This window comes from Muricauda sp. SCSIO 64092 (genome assembly GCF_023016285.1).
Classification (GTDB): domain Bacteria; phylum Bacteroidota; class Bacteroidia; order Flavobacteriales; family Flavobacteriaceae; genus Croceivirga.
On sequence record NZ_CP095413.1, the window covers coordinates 2,897,899 to 2,920,941 of the forward strand.

A 23,043-nucleotide genomic window follows, 5' to 3' on the forward strand; every position below is an offset into this window, starting at 1 on the left:
CCAGCGCCGTAATTATGGTATTAAGACATGCCCAAAATCTTAATTATTGAGGACGATACCGCTTTCTGTCAAATGCTACATACGTTTTTGACCAAGCATGGCTTTGACATTTCATCAACAAGCACAATAAGTGAGGCGGAGAAAGAGTTGCGACTTACTTTTTTTGATGTTATCCTGTCCGATGTCAGATTACCTGAGGGCAATGGTATCGCCCTACTTTCCAAAATAAAAAAGCAATTCCCGGGGACACAGGTCATATTAATGACCGGTTATGCAGAGGTAAAAACAGCAGTGGAGGCAATGAAAAAGGGAGCGTTCGATTACATTTCCAAGCCCTTTACCCCAGAAAGTATGTTATTGGCCATTACTAATGCACTAGGTAAGGAATCTCAGGGAAAAACACTGCCCCCAAAAAAGGAAACTGCCATGGCGCAACCTTCAGGGAAAGGGAATTATGACGCTGTTTTTGGCAGCAGTGAGGCTTCCAAAAAATGGAAACAGTACATGGATTTGGTAGCCCCTACGGATATGTCCGTTTTGATTACCGGAGAGAGCGGGACAGGAAAGGAAGTTACGGCGAAGGCCATTCACCGTGGCAGTAGGCGAAAGCGCGAAAACTTTGTTGCCGTGGATTGTGGCGCCATTCCAAAAGAAATTGCAACCAGTGAGTTTTTTGGACATGTCAAGGGAAGTTTCACGGGTGCCGTTGCCGATAAAGCAGGGCATTTTGAAACCGCAAACGGCGGTACGCTTTTCTTGGATGAAATAGGAAACCTTTCCTACGAAAACCAAGTGTTACTGCTTAGGGCACTACAGGAACGAAAGATAAAGCGCGTGGGTAGCTCACAAGAGATTTTGATAGATGTACGAATCATAACCGCAACAAATGAAAGTTTATTGGATAGGGTTGCAGAAGGAAGTTTTAGGGAAGATCTATACCATCGTTTGAATGAGTTTTCCATAGAAATCCCTTCCCTAAAGGATCGTGCTGAAGATCTAGTGCTCTTTGTCAATTATTTTTTGGACAGGGCAAACGAAGAACTCGATAAGAAAGTGACGTGTTTTTCAGAAGATGTGATGCAGATGTTCCATAGGTATGCGTGGCCGGGTAACCTGAGGGAGCTAAAAAATGTCATAAAACGTGCCGTTCTTTTTACCAAAGGGGATACCATTGAATTAAGCGCAATAGCAAATACATTACATGAAAGGACTGGCTTGGACTATGAATCCAAATTCTCAAAATCCAGTTACGAGAGGGAAAAAATCCTCAGTGCCCTAAAACAGACCAATTTTAACAAGAGCAAAGCAGCCAAGCTATTGCAGATGACAAGAAAGACCCTTTATAATAAAATCGACAAGTATCAATTGGAAGTGTGATCAAAGACATTGTAAGATTCCTTTTTTCAAGTCCAAAACAAGGACCCGAAGTTGCTCAAAGCTTTTTATGGCTTTTGCGTGCGGTACATCAACGGAAAGATTTTCAAACCTTTCAAGGATCGTAATGGCATTCTTGACCTCCAATTGACGGAACATGGGCAACATCTTATGGGAAATGGATTTTATCCCATTGTAATCTGATTGTTCCACGGCTGTGGAGAGCAGTTTCATGTTTTGGGCCGTATTCTCCAAAAAGCTTTTCAAAATTTCGTTTATTCCCTCGGTGTCGTGCACAAAAGCTGAAATACCCTTCAAGTTGAACAGGGTGGGGTTGATTGGCACTACCCCTGTGTCACAATCATGGAAATCCATAACTTTTGAGATGGCATCAAAAAGCTCTTGTTGTGAAAAAGGTTTTGCCAGCACATGGCTAAAACCAGCGTTAGCATAGACGCTTTGGTCCATGCTTCGTTGACCCGTCATCGCAATAAAGGGTTGGCCCTTATAATGTTTATGGTCTTCGCCTTTTAGTTTCTTAACTACTTCAAAACCATTGATTTTTGGCATTTGGATGTCCGTTAGAACAATATCATATTGAAAATTCACTGTTTTCTGTAGATGCTCGAAACTTGAAAAAGCTTCAGTACGCATTCCATAGGTTTTTCCGGTTTCGATCAGCAGTTCCAATAAGGTATCGTCGTCATCAAAAATGAGCAATGAAGGCGGTTTTTTCAAATGATTTCTTTTGGATTGTCCTCTAGAAACTGGGGTATCTGAAAATTGTAGTGGAAAGGTGAGCGTAAAACAACTTCCCTTGTTTTTTTCACTTTCCAGATGCAGGGTACCGTCCAATAGCCTGGTTAACTTTTTGGCAATGGTAAGCCCTAAACCATAGCCCCCATATTTTTTTTCTATGGAACTACTCCCTTGGGTGAACTCTTTAAAAATGGATTCCTGTTTTTCCAAAGCAATGCCAATACCGGTATCAAGGACCTTAATTTCAATATGTGGATTAGCTGTTATCCCTTGGGTTCGCGCTTGGACTTCCACATCCCCTTTGTCCGTAAACTTAAGTGCGTTCCCCAATAGATTGGCAAGTATTTGGCGCATTCTAAATGGATCCCCAACGATGGGGATTTCCAACGTATCTTCAATCTCCAACCTAAGCGCTATGGACTTTTTTTTACGTAGGCCTTCAAAATCCAAAGCAATTTCAGTGATTAAGTGGGACAGCACAAAAGGTATTTTTTCCGGTCGTATTTTACCTGCCTCCAACTTTGAAAAGTCCAGAAGGTCGTTCACCAACCTGTCCACGTATGTAGCAGCGGATTTTATATGCTTTATATACTCTCTTTGCTTGGTCTCCAGATAGCCATGCTCCATTAATTCAGTATATCCACTTATGCTGTTCAATGGGGTTTTTAGATCGTGGCTTACCGTGGATATCAATTGTTCCCTGCTTTTGAGAAGGGACTCGGAATATTTTTTTTCCCGTTCCAATTGTTGACGGTATTGTTGAACCTTCCAAAAGTCCCTCGTAATTAAAAATGTAGAAATTGAGACCACAATCAGTCCAAGAAAAATGGCAGCTCCGGTCAAATGGTTGCTTCGCCTTATAGCTTCTTGCTTATGAAGATTATCCAAATAGGTATGGGCAATGATTTCTTTTTCAAAAGCTGTGATCATACTTCTTAGCTTTTGTGAAAGCTCCATATCGGCCCTGTAGATTTCAAGTTCCTTTACCAATACCGAGCGTTCCATCCGCGACTTTTCCGTTTTGGCGTGTTCCAAAATGGAGCGGGATATGCGCAACATGGAATCTATACCTATTTTCGGTGCATTTCCATCTGTTTCATCCGGAATATTGTTATTGAGTAGGGCCACATATTCCCGTATGGAATTTTTGGCCTTTGGGGGCAATTCCTTAAAATTGGGGACAAAGGTCTCCGGAGTGATCCTTCCCATATCAACCGCTATTTTATCAAACCTTTTGAGCAAGGAATCAATGGGGGCACTTTTGGTATTCTCTACCTTTAGTTTTCGTAGTTCGGCATTATTGTAGACTTTTTGCTGCAAGAGTTTTTGAATACTGTCCAGCTTTTGAAATTGCCCCTGGTCTTTGGTCAATAGTTGAATGCTCTCAATGGAATTGAATATGGAATCCACCTTTTTGGCATAGGCCTTAAGGTTTGCCCGTTTTTTGGTTTGCAATACCAATTTGGATAAATTTTCGGCCTCATACAGTTCTGTGAGCAATGCACTGGTTTTTAACAATTTTTTATTGTCTTCTTCCCTATTGTGTGAGGAGTCGTATTCCTTGAATTCCGAATAAATGAAAAAAGCAGCAAGCAATACCAATACACCTAAAATAGAATAACTAGCAACAACTTTTAAGATAAACCTTTGCTTGGACTTGGGGTACATGTAAAGGGGCTTTCCATAGATATACGTGACAGCATAAGGGTAAAGGTTGTTAAAGGGTGCGAAACAATTCAGTTTTATTATGAAAAATGATCGGTAAGGATTACTTTTGGCGCATCTCAAAGGGGTGCTTTACCAAAGGAGGGGTTTTGAAAGATCAAACCGGAACAGTACGATTCTAAATTTCGACAATCAAAATTCCAAATTCCGTAAGGCTGAGATTATACCCATTGAACCTGGGCAGGTAATGCTGCTAAGGGACCGAGCGTTGGGAAAATGTTCCATCCGTCCTGAGCTTCATCGAAGGATGGACATTTTCAACAAAGGACCAACTGCGCTGTTGGCGAAGTTACCTTTGAATTGGGTCGCTCAAAAAAATTAAGTGTAACCAGAATAATAGCCCCTTTTATTCGTAAAATTCTTTACGGATGAAAACATCTATTTTCACAACACTGGCCCTGTGCAGCCTAGCGGTATCGCTCAACGCACAAAATCAACAACAGGATACTACCCAAGGGACCAAAGTGGTTTTGGATGAGGTTTTGGTATCCGCAGTTAGGGTAACCAAAGAATCTCCGGTCACTTTCTCAGATTTGGACAAGGAAGAAATCGCCCCCCGAAACCTGGGGCAGGACATTCCCATTTTGATGAACTTTTTGCCTGCCGTGGTCACCACCTCCGATGCTGGAGCTGGTATTGGCTATACCGGAATACGGGTACGCGGAAGTGATGCCACCAGGGTCAACGTGACCATAAATGGAATCCCATATAATGATGCCGAATCACAAGGAACGTTTTGGGTGAACATGCCGGATTTTGCTTCTTCCACCCAGAGTTTACAGTTGCAACGTGGTGTGGGAACATCCACCAATGGGGCAGGTGCTTTTGGAGCCAGCCTTAATATGCTGACCGATGCTTTTTCCGAAGACGCTTATGGGCACATTTCCTCATCTTTCGGTAGCTTCAATACGTTAAGAAATAATATCAAATTCAGCACGGGTTTAATGAATGACCATGTTGAACTTTCTGGGCGGTTATCACGCATTACTTCTGATGGCTATATAGACAGGGCTTCCGCAGAATTGGACTCCTATTTCCTACAAGGGGTCTACAAGGATGATAATACTTTGGTAAAAGCACTCTTGTTTGGGGGGCACGAAATTACGTATCAAGCTTGGTATGGAACCCCTTTGGCAAGAATAAACAATGACGAAGAAGGCATTGAACAGTTTATTGTAGACAATGGACTTACCGAAGAACAAGCTGAAAATCTGAGGAATTCAGATAGACGATACAACTTCTATACTTATGAGAATGAGGTGGACAATTACAAACAAGACCATTTTCAACTGCATTGGAACGAACAACTGGATGCCAATTGGAACACCAATATAGCCTTACATTACACTAAAGGAAGGGGCTTTTTTGAGCAGTTTCGGGAAGATGACGATTTTGAAACCTATGGTTTTGAACCCTTGGTTGTAAATGGGGAAGAGGTCAATACTACGGATTTGATTCGTAGAAGATGGCTGGACAATGACTTTTATGGAACCGTCTTTTCGGCAAATTATCAAGATGAAAACTTGCAGTTGATCTTGGGCGGAGGATACAATATCTACAAAGGCGATCATTTTGGCGAGGTCATTTGGGCGCGTTTTGCCAATAACAGTGAATATCGAGATCGGTATTATGACGATACTTCCACAAAGACCGATCTAAACCTCTACTCAAAGGCCATCTATAAATTGAATGACCAATGGAGCCTTTTTGGAGATCTTCAATACCGAACTGTGGGTTATGAGGCCAATGGGGAGGATACCGGCTTGGTAGACGACACCTTTAATTTTTTCAATCCAAAAGCAGGGCTCACATTTGACCTTAATAAAAACAACAACTTTTACTTTTCTTATGCCCGTGCAAATAGGGAACCCAATCGTAACGATTATGAAAATGGAAATCCCAGGCCAGAAAGGCTTAATGATTTTGAATTGGGTTGGCGTTATATCAATCCGTCCGTTCAGTTGAATACCAATGTGTATTATATGCGTTATAAGGACCAATTGGTCCTTACAGGTGAATTAAATGATGTTGGAGCTCCATTGCGGGCCAATGTTGGGGACAGTTACCGATTGGGATTGGAGATAGACGCCAGATTTTCCCTGGGCAATAAATGGTTTTTACAGCCCAATGTTGCGTTGAGCAGCAACAAAAACATTGACTTTATCTTTCAGCGAGATGGTGAAATCCAGAATTTGGGCAATACCAATATTGCCTATTCGCCAAATGTGGTGGCTGGCAATATTTTGGGATACATGCCCCATGCCAATTGGCAATTTTCCCTATTGTCCAAATACGTTAGTGAGCAATATATGGGCAATATAGATGCTGAAGGTTCCATTTTGGAAGCCTATTCCCAAACGGATTTAAACATTCAATATACCTGGCAGGCCAACTCATTTATCAAGAGTATCGTATTCTCAGGTCTGGTGAACAATATTTTTGATCAAGACATTGTGTCCAATGGCTTTTTCTTCACTTTTGATGACGATTCTATTAACCCGGGTACCGTAACCACAGTGGAAGGAGCTGGATTTTATCCCCAGGCTGGGATTAACTTTTTGTTGGGAGCAACTGTAAACTTTTAAATAAAAGGGATGTTGGACCAGGTTAAACTTGAAATAGATGAATATGGTTTGGTAAGGACCAACATCCCGGTATTTTCAGATATTGAACTAAGAGCGGCACTCGTTACATTTGTTAAACGAACTTGGGATTATCGTAAGACCTACTTGCAAAAAGAATTAAAAGTCGCTTTTGATGGATATTCTTACCTCGGACAAGAAGATAGTCTTAACCAGTATTCCTTTGATCAGTTACATTCTTTTGTTATTTCCGACCTCTTACCATATTCCAGTTTTCCAAAAGAATTCCATACGTTTCTTTTGCAAGAATGGGAACCAATGGTTCAGTTTTTGACAGGACTGCAAGAATTGCTTTTAAGAAAATTTAATATAGAGCACTTAAAAGGAGAGTTACGTAATAATATGGGCTATATGGCCAGTTGCAACTATTATCCTTCATTGTCCGATAAAAAAATAAAAGGTCAGCGTCTGTCCACTCATAGAGATGTTTCGTTTTTTACGGTTTTTCCATTTGGCCTAGATCGGGGATTAGTTATGCAAAAGGATGGCCAAAAACAAAATGTGGGAGTAATGGAAAGGGTTTTTGCGTTTCCCGGATATATGGCAGAGGTTATGACAGAAGGCAAGATAAAGGCATTGGACCACTATGTAGAAGAATCAAAAAGACCAAACAAGGAACGGTTTAGTTTTGCATTTTTCTCAATACCTAGACCTGAAGCCGTCATTAACTTCCCAAAAGGCGAGATGGATGGGAAGGACTATTACAAGCAATACCTTTCACTTTTTTAATCATACATTTATTTTGGATTTAGGTATTGAAATTGCATCCATAGCCCTGGCCTTGACCTATCTTTTCTTTTTAATGCGGCAAAATAAAATCTGTTGGTTTTTTGGTATTGCCTCTTCACTTTTGGGCATTGTCCTCTTTTACAAAACTGCCCTTTATTCTGAAGCCTTGTTGTATGTCTACTACGTCATCATTGGGATATATGGATATATATTATGGTCAAAAAAAAGGGATAGGGAAGCACTTAGTGTTACTTGGTTAAAATCAAGGCCCCTATTAATTTTTCTGGGGTTAAGTATTATTGGTGGCCTTGTCCTGGGCTTTTGGTTCAAAAACTACACCAATGCTGACTTACCCTATTTTGATGCTTTTACCACTTCATTTAGTTTCATGGCCAGTTATTTAGAGGCTAAAAAGTATATTAACGCTTGGGTGTTTTGGATATTCATTAATGGGGCCAATATTGCACTTTATGGGACAAAGTTGCTCTATGGTTATGCTATATTGGCGTTTATCTATTTTGTTTTCTCTGTAATTGGATATGTGCAGTGGAAGAAATCGTATCAACTTAAATTCCATTGAGGCCCTATTTTATTTTGCGCTACCTTAATTTTTTGATGAATCGGAAGAAATAACCCCCGGAGCACAGCCCTTGGCATACCATTGGTGTAGTTCTCCTGGTCAATTTCATTGGTTAAGGGTTTTCCTTGAGATTGCCATTCCCATGAAAATGGGAATTTTTATGATGGAATGCCCAAGAATCCTTTATTTTACATAGACCAAAAAACAGTATGGAACCTTTCTTTACCAAGAAACCTATCCGCTGGGGGATTATAGGTTGTGGCAATGTGACCGAAGTAAAAAGTGGACCACCCTATCAAATGACCCAAGATTTTGAATTGGCCATGGTAATGCGACGGGATGATGGGAAGGCCAAGGATTATGCCATCCGCCATAAGGTGCCCCATTGGACTACGGATGCCGGGGAAGTCATTGAAAACCCTGGGATTGACGCGGTGTATATTGCGACTCCCCCGGACACCCATAAGTTTTATGGCCTGCAAGTGGCAAGGGCAGGGAAACTGTGCTGTATCGAAAAACCGATGTCCCCCTGTTATGCAGATAGCCTGGAAATTTACAATGCTTTTCAGGAAAGGAATATCCTCTTGTTTGTTGCCTACTATCGCAGGTCCCTTCCAAGGTTCCGCAAAATAAAGGAATGGCTGGACTTAGGATTGATAGGCGAAGTACGGCACATCCATTGGGTAAAAACGAGGACCGCAAGTCCCTTAGATCTGAGCGGTGAATACAATTGGCGCACCGATGCCAAAATTGCCCCCGCCGGTTATTTTGATGATTTGGCCAGTCATGGATTGAACCTTTTTACCTATTTACTTGGGGATATTACGGAAGCAAAAGGGATTGCCTCTAATCAGCAGGGATTGTACACGGCTTTTGATGCCATCACGGGAAGTTGGAAACATAAGAACGGGGCAACCGGTTCCGGCAGTTGGAATTTTGGAAGCCACGAGCCCAAAGATCATGTGGAAATCTTGGGTTCCAAAGGGGAGATTCGGTTCTCGGTTTTGGATGAATCCCCGTTGGAATTGATTTACGGCTCAAATAGGGAGTCCGTTTTTATTGAACATCCCAAACATTTACACCAGTATCATGTGGAAAATATGCGCAAGCAATTGTTTGGGGAGGCAAAACATCCTTCTTTGGGCAGTTCAGGCCTGCATACCAGTTGGGTGATGGACAAAATATTGGGAGTGATCTAATTGGAAATAATAACGGAATTGCCGGACAAAACCGCCCGGTAAGGCTTCAGATTGTAAAATCTGCTGCCATCGTCAGGAGGGTTGAGCAATTGTCCAAAGAATAGATTGTATTCAAAATCATCACAGGGGCAACGTACATTTTGGCCTTCCAAGGTCATCGTAGAACAATCACTGGGCGCTTGGTTGGGGCAACTGGCTTCCCATGCCACGAATTGATTGCCAGTTCCGGTTCGCATCACAAATGCACCTCTTATTCCAACGCCGTCGTTACCAACGTAAATAGGATTCCCAATATTGTTAAGGTCAGTATATAAGGGAAGGTTAAGGTTAAGTTCAAACCTAAAATTGGCATCCGGTAGAAAAGGGTTTCTATTGGGACTATCACTTTCGCATGAAAACAGTAAGGGTATGAAAATCAGGTAGAAAAGCTTTTTCACGGCATCTAATTTTAGGTAAAAATCACTAAATTTTGTGTATATTTGCGTTAAATCCTCGCTAAAAGCTGTGCAGGCACGGTGAAAGCAGAGGATTTTTCAATTAAAATAAGGAAGAACCGTGGGGAGAACCCGTCTTTTCCCTAATGGTCTTTTGTGTTAAATATGAATGTTATGTCGAAAGTTTCTTACTATACCGCAGAAGGATTGAAAAAATTGAAGGAGGAATTGGACCAGCTAAGGGATGTGGAGCGCCCCAAGGCTTCGCAGGCAATTGCCGAAGCACGTGATAAGGGGGATTTATCGGAGAATGCCGAATATGATGCCGCTAAGGAGGCCCAGGGGCTTTTGGAAATGAAAATCGCCAAATTGGAAGAGACGGTAGCCAATGCTCGTATCATAGATGAATCCCAATTGGACACTTCCAAAGCATTGGTATTGTCCACGGTTAAAATTCGTAACCAGGCCAATAAAATGGAAATGAAGTATACCTTGGTGGCCGAGAGCGAGGCAGATCTAAAAGCTGGAAAAATATCGGTTACCTCCCCAATCGGCAAAGGACTACTGGGTAAATCCGTAGGTGATATTGCGGAAGTTCAAGTGCCCAACGGAACCCTAAAATTTGAGATTTTGGAAATCAGCCGTACCTGAACCAAAAGGGAAAAGCCCTATCTTTAATCCTGTCCGGGTATGGGCGGGATTTTTTATTTGTACGTTAAACATGGCCAGTATTTTTACTAAAATCATCAATGGGGAAATTCCTTGCTATAAGATTGCGGAAACCGAGGATTTTTTCGCTTTTTTGGACATTAACCCAAATTCCAAAGGCCACACCTTATGTGTCCCCAAAAAGGAAGTGGACAAAATTTTGGACCTGGACGAAGAAACCTATTTGGGATTAATGGCCTTTTCCAGAACGGTGGGTAAGGCCATAGAAGCTTCCATTCCTTGTGAACGGGTGGGAATAACCGTAATTGGATTGGAGGTCCCCCATGTGCATGTGCACTTAATTCCATTGCACACCATGGCAAATGCCACTTTCCAAAGCAAGGTGCAAATGCCTTCCGAGGAATTTGAGGATATTGCCTCCCAAATCCGGGGAAAACTTTAAGGGGTGTTTTCCAAGTAAAAATAAACGCCAATGGCTACGGCCAGGGTAAAAAGAAGTAATAGTAAATAGAACAGGCTTGTGAACCTAACGGACGCCTTATCCGGAGTTACCAGTTTGTTAAAGTATTCAAATACCCTTTCAATGTCCACGGTCCAATTTACGGGATAGATGATCGACTCGCATTTTTTACACTTTATTTCATGGCTTACCTCAGCAGTGGTACGATGAAAAAAGGAATTGAAGGTATGTTTTTGATAAAAGGTAAGCTGTAGTTCCTGATTGTAGCACTCAGGACAATTATTGGTAATGTCCGCTTCTTTTATGACAACCTGCTTTACTTTTGACATACACTAGGCAATGCGAAGGGAAATCTGCATAATGGTACCCTCCTTACTGGACGAAAGTACTTTAATTTTTCCTTTATGGTACTCCTCTATAATTCTTTTAACTAAAGATAGACCAAGTCCCCATCCCCTTTTCTTTGAGGTAACGCCTGGGTTAAAAATATTTTGAAAATCACTTTTTGGGATTCCATGACCGGTATCGGAAATAAGTATGTGTACCTGGTTTCCTGCCTTTTCAATTTGAACGGCAATATTGCCCTTTCCCTTCATTGCATCTATCCCGTTCTTGACCAAGTTTTCAATACTCCAATTGTAAAGCGGGGGATTCAGAAGCACGGGAAGTTCATCTATCTGGGAATTAAAGGAAAAATGAATGAGTTTGGAACTTCGCTTTTTTAGGTAGTCAAAGGCCTTGATGGTTTCCAGGACAATATCATGGATTTCCAGATTTGGAGTGGAACCTATTTTGGAAAACCGTTCCGTAATGGTATGCAATCGGGAAATGTCCTTTTCAATTTCTTTCGTGATTTCCGGATTGATTTGTTCACTTTTCAGCAATTCGTTCCAACCCAATAAGGAAGTTAGGGGAGTGCCAATTTGATGTGCGGTTTCCTTGGCCATACCCGCCCATAGTTTGTTTTGTTCCGAAGCTTTATTCGTCTTGAAGAAAAAGAAGATAACGGTCCCAAATAAACAAATGATCAACAACAGGGCAATGGGATAGTACTTGAGCTTATTCAACACCTCGGAATTTCCATAGTACAGGGTCTGGAGCAAATCCCCGCCTTGAATGATCTCTATTGGCTTGTTTTCCCCCGCGAATTTTTTGATTAGGGACTGGATCTTTAAAGAGTCCTCAGCGATTTCAAGAGGTATGTTGTGTGTTTTTATGGAACCCTCCTCGTTCACCAGGATCATTGGGGTAGAGGTATTGTTGCCCATAATGATCAGGGGCAAATTGCCCAATTCCTGATCAATTGGTGATTGGAGCACTTCAAGCTCCGCAGCGGCCCAATTCTCCATTTTCAGGCGTTCCTCTTCTTTGAATTTTTCAAAAAAGCTGTTGGTGTTCCATAAAATAAGACTTACCACAACAAAGGCAGAAACAAGTAAAAAGATATTGGATGTCCGCTTTTTGGGGTTGAATTTCATACGAATTCCTGTTGGATATAAAGATACTGGAAAAAGGATTCTTTTGTTGAAAAAGGATGGGATACCATAGTTGCGCCGCGCTCCATTTTCCCTATTTTTGGTGAACATAAAATTAATACGCATGGAAATTCAGGGAAGGATAAAATTGATAGATGAAACCAAAACCTATGGCACCAATGGTTTTAGAAAACGCGAACTTGTCGTTACCACTGAGGAGCAATATCCCCAACATATTTTGGTGGAATTTGTTCAGGACAAAACAGATTTATTGAACAGTTATCAAGTAGGACAATTGGTAAAGATCAGTATTAATCTAAGGGGTAGGGAATGGGTCAATCCCCAAGGGGAGACCAAGTATTTCAATTCCATCCAGGGTTGGCGTATTGAAAATATGGAAAACGCCGCACAGAACAACCCGGAAATGCCGCCCGTTCCCCCAATGGAAGCTTTTGAACCTGCAGAGGAATTCTCAGACGACGATCACGACGACCTTCCTTTTTAACCAATGGGCTTTACCAAGCTCATAGAACATACTTTTAGGCGCTTTTTACCTTCTCCATTTACAATTGCAGTGTTGCTTACCGTATTCACCTTGGCCCTGGCCTTGGTTTTTGGTAAAGCACCTGAGGAAGGTAATCATTTGTTTCATGTACTGAGGCTATGGGAACAAGGGATTTGGAACAACGGGCTATTGGTCTTTGCCTATCAGATGATGTTGATTTTGGTTCTTGGGCATGTATTGGTACTGAGCAGGCCCATGGAGCAATTGATCATGCGACTGACGGGATTTGTTAAAAACCCTGCGAACGCAGCCATTTTGGTTGCATTGCCCACGATGCTGGTTTCATTTTTTAATTGGGGTTTGGGATTGATTTTTGGGGCCCTTTTGGCAAGAAAGGTCGGGGAATATGCCCAAGAACGGGATATTCCCATTAACTACCCCCTCATTGGTGCCTGTGGGTACTTGGGATTGCTGGTTTGGCATGGGGGGATCAGTGGTTCTGCACCTTTAAAGGTCTCCGAGAAAGGACATCTGGAAGGGCTGATGAAAAGCTTTCAGAACAATGTATTGGTGCATGGGTTGCCCGAATCCATTTCCACCTTGGAGACGGTTTTTAGTATGGCAAATATGCTCACCTTTATTGTGGTAGTACTGTCAATTTCAGTATTGGTGTATTATTTGGGACGGAGAACAAAGCCTACCGCAATGGATTTACGTCCGTATCAATTTCAGAAGATCCATAAACAAGGACTTTCAGGAGCCGAAAAATTGGAACATTCCAAACTATTGTCCTTAACATTTGGCGCATTGATTTTGGTAGCCTTCCTTGTCCAATATCTCCCCTTTCTAAAAAAAATGAACTTAACCCCCAATTTATTGAACTTTTTCATGTTGGGGCTTGCCATTATACTCCATGGGAGCTTTTCAAGTTTTTTAAGGGCCGTGGAAGAGGCCATAGGTGATGTCTCCGGCATCCTGATACAATTTCCGCTCTATTTTGGCATAATGGGGGTAATGGGGGGCAGCGGAATGATAGGGCTAATTTCGGATTTTTTCGTATCCATCAGCAGCAGTACCACTTTGCCCTTATTTACCTTTTTTAGTGCAGGTTTGGTGAATGTATTCGTTCCCAGTGGTGGAGGTCAGTGGGCCATTCAGGGTCCCTTGGTGCTGGAATCCGCAATGGCTTTGGGGGTTCCCCTGCCCAAAGCGGTGATGGCCTTGGCCTATGGGGACCAGGTAACAAATATGCTTCAACCCTTTTGGGCCTTGCCATTATTGGGCATTACAAAGCTAAAGGCCAAGGAAATTTTACCCTACACCCTGTTGTTTATGTTTTTGGGCGGTACCATCTACATTGTGGGATTATTGTTTTTTTAAGGGAATTTGCAATAATTTTGGATAAAAATTGCACTGTGGAAATGGAAGGTAAAGGCTTGCCACTTTATTTTTTGGATGATCGATTGGAATTCCCTCCCGTGGAGAATGCGAATGCGGATGGGCTATTGGCGGTTGGAGGGGATTTGTCCCCAGAACGGATTTTACTGGCGTACAAAAATGGAATATTCCCTTGGTTTAATGATGATGACCTTATCCTGTGGTGGAGTCCCGATCCCAGGATGGTCCTGTTTCCGGAAAAAGTAAGGATTTCCAAGAGTATGCGGAAGGTAATGCAAAGTGGAACGTTCCGATTGACAAAGAACGAAGCTTTTGATGTGGTATTGGACCATTGCGCCAAACAAAAACGAAAAGGGCAGCAGGGTACCTGGATTACCAAAAATATGCGGGAGGCTTACCTACAACTCCATCAAAAAGGATTTGCAAAATCGTATGAAGTCTGGAGTGATGACGAATTGGTTGGAGGCCTTTATGGCGTTGACCTAGGAGGTGTTTTCTGTGGGGAAAGCATGTTCAGTAAGGTTTCCAATGCCTCAAAATATGCCTTTATAAAATTAGCCCGGGAACTGTCCCAAAAAGGGTATGCCCTAATTGATTGCCAAGTGCATACCAAACATCTCCAAAGCTTGGGGGGAGAAGAAATACCCCGGAAAAAATTTATAGGGATTCTAGAGCGAAACGTTAAAGGTGCTTAAGAAGAAAAGCACATGCTGTAGGTCTTGACTAAAATCCTCCGTTCGGTATTCCACACCAAATTGAAATTTGGAAGTATCACTTACTCTCCACCCTAAATTCAATGTCAAACGGGCGTCATATTGAGGCATGGTTCCGTTGGCTATGCTTAAAAGACTTTCCGCGTTTCCAACAAAATAGGGCTCTCCCACATCCAGCTTTTCACCTTGTAAGGGAAAGTCGAGGCTGAAACGGTAGCGAAACCGATGTGTGGTCCGGGCACTTGTTATTCGTTGCTCTGTTCGCCATCGCTGCCCATACCGGATTACAAACGGTTTGGAGGTAATATTGTACTGCTGTGTAAGTCTGAGTTCATTGGTTCCGTCGTCAAACCCTTCTCGAAACCTATATAGGACTCCAAAGGCAATACTTTGGTTATCCTGAAGTTGCAGATTGGAAAAATGGACCAAGTCCAAATGCCGTACATTAAGTTGTAACTCCTCCTCCTCAAAAATATAGTTACGGTTCTGAAGGGAAAAATTATGGGAATACGTCTCCGTAACCCCATAGTTAATGGCCAGCGAAGGTTGCCAATAGGCAGTTAGGTTTTCTTGGGAGTGTCCTAAAAAAACAATGAAAAGGAAGGGCAGGGATAACCACAACGGTCTACTGGAACAGCACATGGTCGTATTTGGTTTTTACCGCTTTTCGGGTCAAAAGATGTTCACCATTGGCATCAAAGGTCAATTCAAATTCCCCGTACCCATTTTCATCTTTTGTGGCAATGATCAATTCATACTTGAGTTTTGGGAGGATTCGATTTTGAAAGGCCTCTTTTAAAGTTTGTGCTGCATCACCGGTATTTACATATTGCCGTTGTATCTTTTTAATGCGATATTTTTTATGATTCGACTGTAAATATGTGGTCATATTGTCAAAGGCTGCATTGGGAATGTCCGTTTGTTTTATAAGGAGTTCCACATCTTCCAATGCTCCTTTTTCGTCAAATTCGATACTGTAGTGAAGCTTGTCTTTTTTGAACTTTACTTCATACGATGATTTTTCACCGTCTCGTTCCTTGTAGTAACGCAATCGTTTTGTGTTCTCCAAGTAATTGGACAATAAAGCCAAAACCCCGTTGGGGAGTTCCTTTTTGTCTATTCTAAATTCCTGTTCCTGCTTTTTTTGGCCAAAAGACGCAACGCAAAAGAAGAGGAGGATAACCAAGGTTGGGGATTTTAGTAACATGCTTCCTTATACTGCAGTTTTTTAACAATTGGATTTTTTTAAAATCTTGGTCTGCCAGGGTCCAAGATGGAAGGGTCTTTTCAAATTCTCCAAAAGATTGGTCTTGCACAGTTCAAACTGTTCCTCCCTCAAATCGGTGATAAACTCTTCTGGTCCATCACCCATATTATGGAGTATAAGGAATTCGGAATCCAAATCCCACCTTCTATACACAAATAATTGTGGATGTTCTTCCTGTATACATTCATAATCCCCGTAAACCAATACCGGGTTTTCCTTTCGGAATGCAATCATCTCCCGATAATGGTTAAGGATGGAGTTTTCATTTTTTTCTTGCTCCGCTACGTTTATGGAACCATGGTTGGGATTTACGGCCAACCACAGGTCCCCGGTACTGAATCCAGCATTTTTGCCGGAATCCCATTGCATGGGTGAGCGGGCATTATCACGGCTTTGGGCATGTACCACCTTTAAGAACCCTTGCATATCCTTTCCCTTATCTTCCATCTCCTTCCACGCATTGAGTGTCTCTACGTCATTATAATGTGAAATGCTTGGGTAGGCCACATTGGTCATTCCAATCTCATCCCCTTGATAAAGATACACCGTTCCTCTTAGGGTCAATAATAGTGTGGCCAGGAGTTTAGCGGAAACTTCATGGTACTTGCCATCATTTCCAAAACGGGACAGCATTCTGGAAAAATCGTGGTTGCCCAAAAAAATACTACCCCATCCCTTGTTTTTTAAAGCGTTGTCCCAATCGGAAAATACTTTTTTGAATTTGGGGAGCCCAAAAGGTTGCGGATCGTACTTTCCCCCTTCACCGCAATCAATGTACATATGGTCAAAATGGAAGACCATATGCAACTCCCTTCTTTTTTCATCAACATAGTGGGGAGCATTTTTCAGGTTTATACCCGGACCTTCCCCAACGGTCATGATATCATAATTGGAAAGTACTTCGTTGTTCATCTCATGCAAGTAGTCATGTATTTTTGGTCCATTGGCATATTGATTGACAATGGTGTCCTGGAATTTAACGTAGGATGTATCCTGGAAGGTTTCTGGCTTTGAAATCAGGGAAATGACATCCATCCGGAAACCATCCACTCCCTTTTTGAACCAAAATTCGATAACATCAAAGATTTCCCGTCTGACTTTGGGATTTTCCCAATTCAAATCCGGTTGTTTTTTCGTGAAATAGTGCAGATAATATTGATTGGTGGCATTGTCATACTGCCAGGCACTTCCACTAAAAAAGGACATCCAATTGTTGGGCGGCCCTCCATTTTTGCCTTCATGCCAAATGTAATAGTCACGATACGGATTGTCCTTGGATTTTTTGGATTCCCTAAACCAAAAATGTTCATCGGAGGTGTGGTTGGCCACCAAATCCATGACCAACTTTAATCCCTTTTGGTGCGTTTGCTCCAATAAGCTGTCAAAAGCGGATTGTCCTCCAAAATCTTCGGAAATTCTACGATAATCACTGATGTCGTACCCATTATCATCGTTGGGGGACTCATATACCGGGCAAAGCCATATCACATCCACCCCAAGTGATTTGATATAATCCAGTTTGTCCACAATTCCAGGAATATCCCCCACCCCATTGCCAGAAGTATCCTTAAATGAGCGTGGATAAATTTGATACACCACACTCTCCTTCCACCAGGTTCTCTCCATAAAAAATCCGCTTTGTTAAGTGAAAATGAAATAGGTGCTTACGACCAATAGGGTGATAAAAGCCCCAATGGCAAAAGCATACTTCCAAGGGGTGATCTCTATGGCGTCGGTGTCCTTTTCCAAGGTAAATACCTTTTTGGGCCGTAACCAACCAAAAAGAAGCATGACCAGGATGTTAAAGGCAAATAGGATTCCCATTACATGCAGGTAATGAGGGTATGCTTCCGCTTTTATGACACTTAGTTGGGCCACATCCGTAATGCCCTGGGCCTGTGCGGTAGTAAGGGCGCTTTCCCTAAAATAGGGTTCGAGGAAAAGAAGGCTGATCAAGTACAGGACAACCCCTCCGATCATCACTACCTTGGCTCCCAAAGCGGGAACTTTTTTTGTCATTATGCCGGTCATTACCACTGCAAGAATGGGAACGCTTAGACTCCCTAAAGACTGTTGAATGTACGTAAAAAGGCCATCTGGGGCATTGGCAATAAACGGGGCAATAATCATGGATATGAATCCGAGGCCAAGCCCAAAACGCTTTCCGGCCTTTACGGTGTCTATATCGGATGCGTTGGGCTTAAAGAAAAATCGGTACAGATCCACGCCAAATAAGGTGACGCTACTGTTTAAAAGACTATTGAACGAGCTGAGTACGGCCCCAAAAAGGACCGCCGCAAAGAATCCGGTTAAGGCCGCCGGAAGGACCTTGGCCACCAAAGCGGGATATGCCTGATCTGGATTTTCCAACTGTCCGTCGAACACATGCCAGGAAATAATTCCCGGGACAACAACAACAAGAGGGATGATAACTTTTACAAATGCAGCCAAAAGCATCCCTTTTTGACCTTCTTTTAAGCTTACGGCCCCAAATACCCGTTGCAAGATGGATTGATTGGTACCCCAGTAATACACCTGTGCCAACATCATTCCGGTAAAAATGGTGCCAAAAGGGATGGAGGAATCCACTTTCCCTTTCATTACAAATTTTTCCGGGTTGGAGTCCCATAAGGTTTTTAATCCATCCCCCAAACTGCCATCCCCAATTAATAAAAGTCCAAAAATGGGAATAAGGATACCACCTGCCAACAAGCCTATGGCATTGATCAGGTCAGAAACGGCCACAGCCTTTAATCCTCCAAACACGGCATAGATCATCCCAATGGTGCCTATTGCCCAAACACATATCCAGATAACGGTCCAGGAATCCATGTTAAGGACATCGGGCAAGTTGAACATGGTACTAAAGGCCAGGGATCCAGAGTATAAAATGGTAGGCAACAAAACAACCCCATAGGCGAAAAGAAAAAGGATGGAAAGTATGGCTTTGGTATGTTTATCGAACCGGCTTTCAATAAATTGAGGGATTGTGGTAATTCCCTTCTTCATATACTTTGGCAATAGAAATATTGCCGTAAAAACCATGGCAATGGCCGCAAGGGTCTCCCAAGCCATAACCATGAGGCCTTCTGCAAAAGCCTGTCCGTTCAATCCAACAATTTGCTCTGCAGATAGGTTGGTCAAAAGCAATGAGCCGGCAATGGTAACGGCCCCAAGGGTCCTTCCTCCCAAATAATAACCTTCGGCTGATTTTTCATCTGTTTTTCGGGTAGCGTACCAAGATACCACGGCAACAAATAGCGTAAAGCCTATGAAGGATGCAATTGTCAGGAATCCCATTGGTGTAGTTTAGATTGGTTGATTAAAGCGAAAATAGGCAAATATCAAGACTTTAGGGAAGCCCTTTTGTTAGACCTGGGAATAGCGAAAGCAGCTCACTTCATGATCGTTGACCATTCCCGTGGCTTGCATATGGGCATAAACAACGGTACTGCCCACAAACTTGAATCCCCGCTTCTTTAAATCCTTGCTCAAGGTATCCGAAAGCGAGGTCTTGACTGGTGCATCCTTATAGTTTTCAAAGGCATTTTTAATCGGTTTTCCATCAACAAAGCCCCATATGTATTTTGAAAAACTTCCAAATTCCCCTTGAACTTTCATAAAGGCCTGTGCATTGGTTACGGTAGCATATATTTTAAGCTTGTTCCTTATAATTCCGGAATCGTTCAATAGGGTATCGATTTTCTTTTGACCGTATTGCGCTATTTTGTGATAGTCAAAATTGTCAAATGCCCTTCTAAAGTTCTCACGTTTTTTTAGAACGGTAATCCAACTTAAACCGGCCTGAAATGTTTCCAGGACCAAGAACTCAAACAAGGTATCGTCATCGGTCACGGGAACACCCCATTCTTCATCATGATAAGCTTCATATAAGGGATCGCCCAAGCACCACCCGCAACGGTGTTTTTCCATAGATTCACTAAAAGTTTTGCACAATATACAGATAAAGTGGCATGCCTAAAGTGATATTGAAAGGAAAGGTTATCGCCAATGCCATGGGCAGGTAAAGACTGGGGTTGGCTTTGGGGGCTGCAAGGCGCATAGCTGCGGGAACCGCAATATAGGACGCACTGGCGGCCAAAATTGCAAAAAGGAATCGATTGCCTTCACTTGCGGTGATATATTCACTTGCCCACGCCACCAATATTCCATTGATAATGGGAATGACCAAGGCAAAAATCAGGGCAAACCAACCTTTTTTGAGAAAATCATTGAGCTTTCGGCCGCTGGTAATCCCCATATCCAGAAGAAATACGGCCAGGAAACCTTTAAAAATATCGGTGGTAAATGGTTTAATGCCTTCAGCTTGTTGGTCATTGGCCAAAAATCCAATGGCCAGACTACCCAATATGAGTAAAACACTGCCATTGGTCAATGCGTGGTGGATCACTTTTTTAAAGTCACCATTTTTGGGCTTCTCTTTTTTGAAGAAGGACATCAATAGTACGCCAACAATTATTGAAGGTGCTTCCATTAAAGCCATTACGGCCACCATATGACCACCAAAATCTATTCGTTCTATTTCAAGAAAGGTGATGGCGGTAACAAAGGTCACGGCACTTACGGAACCATATGCGGCAGCAATGGCCCCAGAATTTTCAACGGAGAATTTTCTGCGTAAAATGAAATAGGAATAGATAGGCACCACAATGGAAAGGACCACACCAAACAAAAGGGACCATAAAATCTCCAGGTTCAGTTCACTGTGCGATAGCTCCAATCCTCCCTTGAAACCGATAGCAAAAAGCAGGTATAGGGATATGAATTTTGAAGATGTGGGAGGAATCTCCAAATCGCTTTTAAGCTGCACGGCGATTATTCCCAGAAAGAAAAAAAGTAATGCTGGATTGGTAAGGTTATCTATGAGCAAATGTAAATCCATATGCCGTGGTATTGGTTAATTATAAAATCGTGCAAAGGTGTAATAATTTGAAAATAAATTTTTATTTATATTTATTATTAGTAACATAAAGTTGATTTATGAACTATACCCTTCATCAACTTCGAATATTTCAAAAAGTAGCGGAACACCAGAGTATTACCAAAGCTTCTGAGGAACTTCACTTGACGCAACCGGCCGTATCCATTCAGCTGAGGAATTTTCAGGATCAATTTTCCATTGCGCTCACGGAGGTAGTGGGCAGGCGCCTTTTTCTAACGGATTTCGGAAAGGAAATTGCCATTGCGGCGGAACGGATTTTGGAGGAGGTCAATTCCATTAATTATAAAACCATGGAATTTGAAGGGAATTTGGCAGGACGCCTTAAAATTGCCGTGGTCTCCACAGGTAAATATGTGATGCCCTATTTTTTGTCCGGATTCATGGAGGATAACCCCGGTGTGGATTTGGTTATGGATGTTACCAATAAATCGGCCGTTATTAGGAATCTTGAGGGGAATGAGGTCGATTTTGCGCTGGTTTCGGTACTGCCCAAACATTTTACGGTACATAATATAGAATTGATGGAAAACAGGTTGCATCTGGTAGGAAGCTCACAAAAAAGACTGTCCGGCTTAAAGGAATTGAGGACAGCACCCCTCATTTTTAGGGAAAATGGCTCTGCAACCAGAATGGCCATGGAGAACTTTTTATCCAAAAAGAAGATCAGCGTTGCCAAGAAAATTGAATTGACCTCGAACGAAGCGGTGAAGCAGGCCGTAATGGCCGGACTGGGTTTTTCAATTATGCCGCTTATTGGAATAAAAAATGAACTGGGTAACGGGGATTTAAAACTATTCCCTATTAAAGGACTCCCTATTATTACCAATTGGAACTTGATATGGATGCCTTCCAAAAAGTTCTCTCCCGTATCAAGTGCTTTTTTGGACTATTTGGAATTGCAAAAGAGCGATATTATGGAAAACCGCTTCAAATGGTTTAAGGATTATGTAGCTAAAGATGATTCAGTCTTTTTGGGTTGAAACCCTGATTTTGCTGCATATTTTCAATGATTCGCCCCTGTTCCTTGCCTCCATAATAAGTCGTGTAACCCTATTTTTGGCCTCTTTCAGTTCGGCAATTCGCTTTTCGGACTGAATTCGGGAAGACTCATCATGCTCCGAATTAAGCAATTGCACATTGTGAAATTTTATCTTGTAGGCGATCAACGACAAAAGCACATCTGCAGCTTCCATTGGATTAAAGGAGCCTTCAATCAATTGGATTTCATCTAGAAGCTCAGGATTCCCATAATTTTCGTCCTCTTTGGGACCAAGCCACTTTTTGAATTTAGAAATCATGTATTAAAAGATTAGCTGTAAACTAGAAAATCTGCCCATCACGCAAACTTTTGAACATGATGATGGGCAGATGCTTGGCAGAGAACAAATTTATTTAGCCAATTCCCCTTTTTCCGAAAGGATGGGAATTCTAAGATCTTCATTGGAAATGGCACTATTTAAGTCGGTTTTTAAAGTACTGAAAGCGTTAAAGAACGTGGTCCCATTATTCTTAATGCCGCCTATTTTTATTATTCCTTCATTTTTAATGCTCAAGTTCTTTCTGGGGACGTCCACATATGTGCCGTTGGTAGCAGAGGGTGAACCCATAATGGGATGGTTACCGACCTTCACCAAATCGTCATATGTTTCCTCAGCTGATAAACCAAAAGTCGCAATCAGGAACTTTGAAGTCATTAAAAATGTTTTTTTTCCATACTGCTAATTCTGGTTATTACTGCGTATTTCAGGGTTCGTTTGCTGATTCCTTGATAGAACAGCTTTGATAGTGGATCTGAAACCGTAGAAATCCCGACCATCCTCTCGTCTTAAAACCAATTGCATTTCCCCATTGGGCAAGGTGTTCATTTGGTCTACCACCACCACCGTGCCATAGTAGTTGAAAGTTGGACCAAGCCCCGAAGTGGAATTCAACGAATTGGTGAGCATTACGGTCTCCTCATAAGGCAGGGTAAGAATGTGTTCGGTAGCACTGTCGCCCCTGCTTTCCTCAAAATGCTCAAAGCTTTTCTGGAATTCAGTTTGCTGTGAACTCAGGATCATGGGAAACGTTAATAAAATAAGTAGCGTAAAACTTTGTTTCATAGGCAACTGATTTTAGTAAATATAACAATATCCCATGGTTTGGACAGCA

At 42.1% G+C, this 23,043-nt stretch carries 24 protein-coding genes; 11 read left to right on the top strand and 13 right to left on the bottom strand.

From position 1 onward, the window contains the following. Positions 1–27: 27 nt before the first annotated feature. A complete protein-coding gene (locus L0P88_RS12325; RefSeq protein ID WP_247130227.1) occupies positions 28–1,377 on the top strand; it encodes a sigma-54-dependent transcriptional regulator in 1,350 nt (449 codons plus the stop codon). Here L0P88_RS12325 and L0P88_RS12330 read toward each other — a convergent pair whose 3' ends face one another. Then, complete coding sequence (locus L0P88_RS12330) at positions 1,378–3,801, bottom strand: hybrid sensor histidine kinase/response regulator (RefSeq protein WP_247130228.1); 2,424 nt, start codon at positions 3,799–3,801, stop codon at positions 1,378–1,380. A gap of 425 nt (positions 3,802–4,226) precedes the next feature. On the opposite strand from L0P88_RS12330, the gene L0P88_RS12335 reads away from it, so the two are divergent. The 4 genes from L0P88_RS12335 (at position 4,227) to L0P88_RS12350 (ending at position 9,008) form a co-directional block, all read left to right on the top strand. Continuing rightward, positions 4,227–6,443, top strand: coding sequence for a TonB-dependent receptor (locus L0P88_RS12335; protein WP_247130229.1), 2,217 nt, complete (start codon positions 4,227–4,229; stop codon positions 6,441–6,443). Positions 6,444–6,452: 9 nt separating this feature from the next. Next, positions 6,453–7,229, top strand: coding sequence for a 2OG-Fe(II) oxygenase family protein (locus L0P88_RS12340; protein ID WP_247130230.1), 777 nt, complete (start codon positions 6,453–6,455; stop codon positions 7,227–7,229). Next, complete coding sequence (pnuC, locus tag L0P88_RS12345) at positions 7,189–7,809, top strand: nicotinamide riboside transporter PnuC (protein ID WP_247130231.1); 621 nt, start codon at positions 7,189–7,191, stop codon at positions 7,807–7,809. Before L0P88_RS12340 ends, pnuC begins: the two co-directional genes overlap by 41 nt. 209 nt (positions 7,810–8,018) lie before the next feature. Continuing rightward, positions 8,019–9,008 (top strand): Gfo/Idh/MocA family protein, encoded by a 990-nt coding sequence (locus tag L0P88_RS12350; RefSeq protein ID WP_247130232.1) that lies wholly within the window; start codon positions 8,019–8,021, stop codon positions 9,006–9,008. Here L0P88_RS12350 and L0P88_RS12355 read toward each other — a convergent pair. Then, positions 9,005–9,445, bottom strand: coding sequence for a Rieske (2Fe-2S) protein (locus L0P88_RS12355; RefSeq protein WP_247130233.1), 441 nt, complete (start codon positions 9,443–9,445; stop codon positions 9,005–9,007). The genes L0P88_RS12350 and L0P88_RS12355 overlap by 4 nt on opposite strands. 171 nt (positions 9,446–9,616) lie before the next feature. On the opposite strand from L0P88_RS12355, the gene greA reads away from it, so the two are divergent. Together greA and L0P88_RS12365 are read left to right on the top strand one after the other, a co-directional pair. Next, on the top strand, positions 9,617–10,093 hold the full coding sequence (greA, locus tag L0P88_RS12360; protein WP_247130234.1) for a transcription elongation factor GreA: 477 nt from the start codon (positions 9,617–9,619) through the stop codon (positions 10,091–10,093). Positions 10,094–10,163: 70 nt separating this feature from the next. Beyond that, on the top strand, positions 10,164–10,553 hold the full coding sequence (locus L0P88_RS12365; protein WP_247130235.1) for an HIT family protein: 390 nt from the start codon (positions 10,164–10,166) through the stop codon (positions 10,551–10,553). Here L0P88_RS12365 and L0P88_RS12370 read toward each other — a convergent pair. Beyond that, positions 10,550–10,900, bottom strand: coding sequence for a hypothetical protein (locus L0P88_RS12370; RefSeq protein WP_247130236.1), 351 nt, complete (start codon positions 10,898–10,900; stop codon positions 10,550–10,552). The genes L0P88_RS12365 and L0P88_RS12370 overlap by 4 nt on opposite strands. A gap of 3 nt (positions 10,901–10,903) precedes the next feature. Then, the gene (locus L0P88_RS12375) at positions 10,904–12,049 is read right to left on the bottom strand and encodes a sensor histidine kinase (RefSeq protein WP_247130237.1); all 1,146 of its coding nucleotides are present in this window, start codon (positions 12,047–12,049) and stop codon (positions 10,904–10,906) included. Between the two features lie 121 nt (positions 12,050–12,170). Here L0P88_RS12375 and L0P88_RS12380 point away from each other — a divergent pair, with 121 nt between their 5' ends. The 3 genes from L0P88_RS12380 to aat are packed head-to-tail and all read left to right on the top strand — an operon-like array spanning position 12,171 to position 14,644. Then, the gene (locus L0P88_RS12380; protein ID WP_247130238.1) at positions 12,171–12,551 is read left to right on the top strand and encodes a DUF3127 domain-containing protein; all 381 of its coding nucleotides are present in this window, start codon (positions 12,171–12,173) and stop codon (positions 12,549–12,551) included. Between the two features lie 3 nt (positions 12,552–12,554). Continuing rightward, positions 12,555–13,931: a short-chain fatty acid transporter gene (locus L0P88_RS12385; RefSeq protein WP_247130239.1), complete on the top strand. Its 1,377-nt coding sequence runs from the start codon at positions 12,555–12,557 to the stop codon at positions 13,929–13,931. Positions 13,932–13,972: 41 nt separating this feature from the next. Beyond that, positions 13,973–14,644 carry a leucyl/phenylalanyl-tRNA--protein transferase gene (aat, locus tag L0P88_RS12390; protein WP_247130240.1) on the top strand — a complete coding sequence of 224 codons (672 nt, stop codon included), beginning with the start codon at positions 13,973–13,975 and terminating at the stop codon, positions 14,642–14,644. Here aat and L0P88_RS12395 read toward each other — a convergent pair. From L0P88_RS12395 to L0P88_RS12420, 6 genes are all read right to left on the bottom strand, one after another. Then, positions 14,618–15,304 (bottom strand): DUF2490 domain-containing protein, encoded by a 687-nt coding sequence (locus tag L0P88_RS12395; RefSeq protein WP_247130241.1) that lies wholly within the window; start codon positions 15,302–15,304, stop codon positions 14,618–14,620. The two genes, aat and L0P88_RS12395, sit on opposite strands and share 27 nt — an antisense overlap. After that, a complete protein-coding gene (locus L0P88_RS12400) occupies positions 15,288–15,848 on the bottom strand; it encodes a hypothetical protein (RefSeq protein ID WP_247130242.1) in 561 nt (186 codons plus the stop codon). The genes L0P88_RS12395 and L0P88_RS12400 overlap by 17 nt, the downstream gene beginning before the upstream one ends. A 42-nt stretch (positions 15,849–15,890) precedes the next feature. Beyond that, positions 15,891–17,555 carry a glycoside hydrolase family 13 protein gene (locus tag L0P88_RS12405; RefSeq protein WP_247130243.1) on the bottom strand — a complete coding sequence of 555 codons (1,665 nt, stop codon included), beginning with the start codon at positions 17,553–17,555 and terminating at the stop codon, positions 15,891–15,893. Between the two features lie 15 nt (positions 17,556–17,570). Continuing rightward, positions 17,571–19,229 carry a solute:sodium symporter family transporter gene (locus tag L0P88_RS12410; RefSeq protein ID WP_247130244.1) on the bottom strand — a complete coding sequence of 553 codons (1,659 nt, stop codon included), beginning with the start codon at positions 19,227–19,229 and terminating at the stop codon, positions 17,571–17,573. A 69-nt stretch (positions 19,230–19,298) separates the two neighbouring features. Continuing rightward, entirely contained in the window at positions 19,299–19,862 is a 564-nt protein-coding gene (locus L0P88_RS12415) for a DNA-3-methyladenine glycosylase I (RefSeq protein WP_247130245.1), read from the bottom strand. A 7-nt stretch (positions 19,863–19,869) separates the two neighbouring features. Beyond that, a complete protein-coding gene (locus L0P88_RS12420) occupies positions 19,870–20,832 on the bottom strand; it encodes a sodium-dependent bicarbonate transport family permease (protein WP_247130246.1) in 963 nt (320 codons plus the stop codon). 98 nt (positions 20,833–20,930) lie between these two features. On the opposite strand from L0P88_RS12420, the gene L0P88_RS12425 reads away from it, so the two are divergent. Then, the gene (locus L0P88_RS12425) at positions 20,931–21,872 is read left to right on the top strand and encodes a LysR substrate-binding domain-containing protein (protein WP_247130247.1); all 942 of its coding nucleotides are present in this window, start codon (positions 20,931–20,933) and stop codon (positions 21,870–21,872) included. On the opposite strand, the gene L0P88_RS12430 is transcribed toward L0P88_RS12425, so the two are convergent. The 3 genes from L0P88_RS12430 to L0P88_RS12440 form a co-directional block, all read right to left on the bottom strand. Then, positions 21,855–22,190 carry a hypothetical protein gene (locus L0P88_RS12430; protein WP_247130248.1) on the bottom strand — a complete coding sequence of 112 codons (336 nt, stop codon included), beginning with the start codon at positions 22,188–22,190 and terminating at the stop codon, positions 21,855–21,857. The two genes, L0P88_RS12425 and L0P88_RS12430, sit on opposite strands and share 18 nt — an antisense overlap. Positions 22,191–22,280: 90 nt before the next feature. Continuing rightward, a complete protein-coding gene (locus L0P88_RS12435) occupies positions 22,281–22,586 on the bottom strand; it encodes a hypothetical protein (protein WP_247130249.1) in 306 nt (101 codons plus the stop codon). A gap of 24 nt (positions 22,587–22,610) precedes the next feature. After that, positions 22,611–22,994, bottom strand: a complete 384-nt coding sequence (locus L0P88_RS12440; protein WP_247130250.1) for a hypothetical protein — start codon at positions 22,992–22,994, stop codon at positions 22,611–22,613. Positions 22,995–23,043 lie beyond the last annotated feature (49 nt).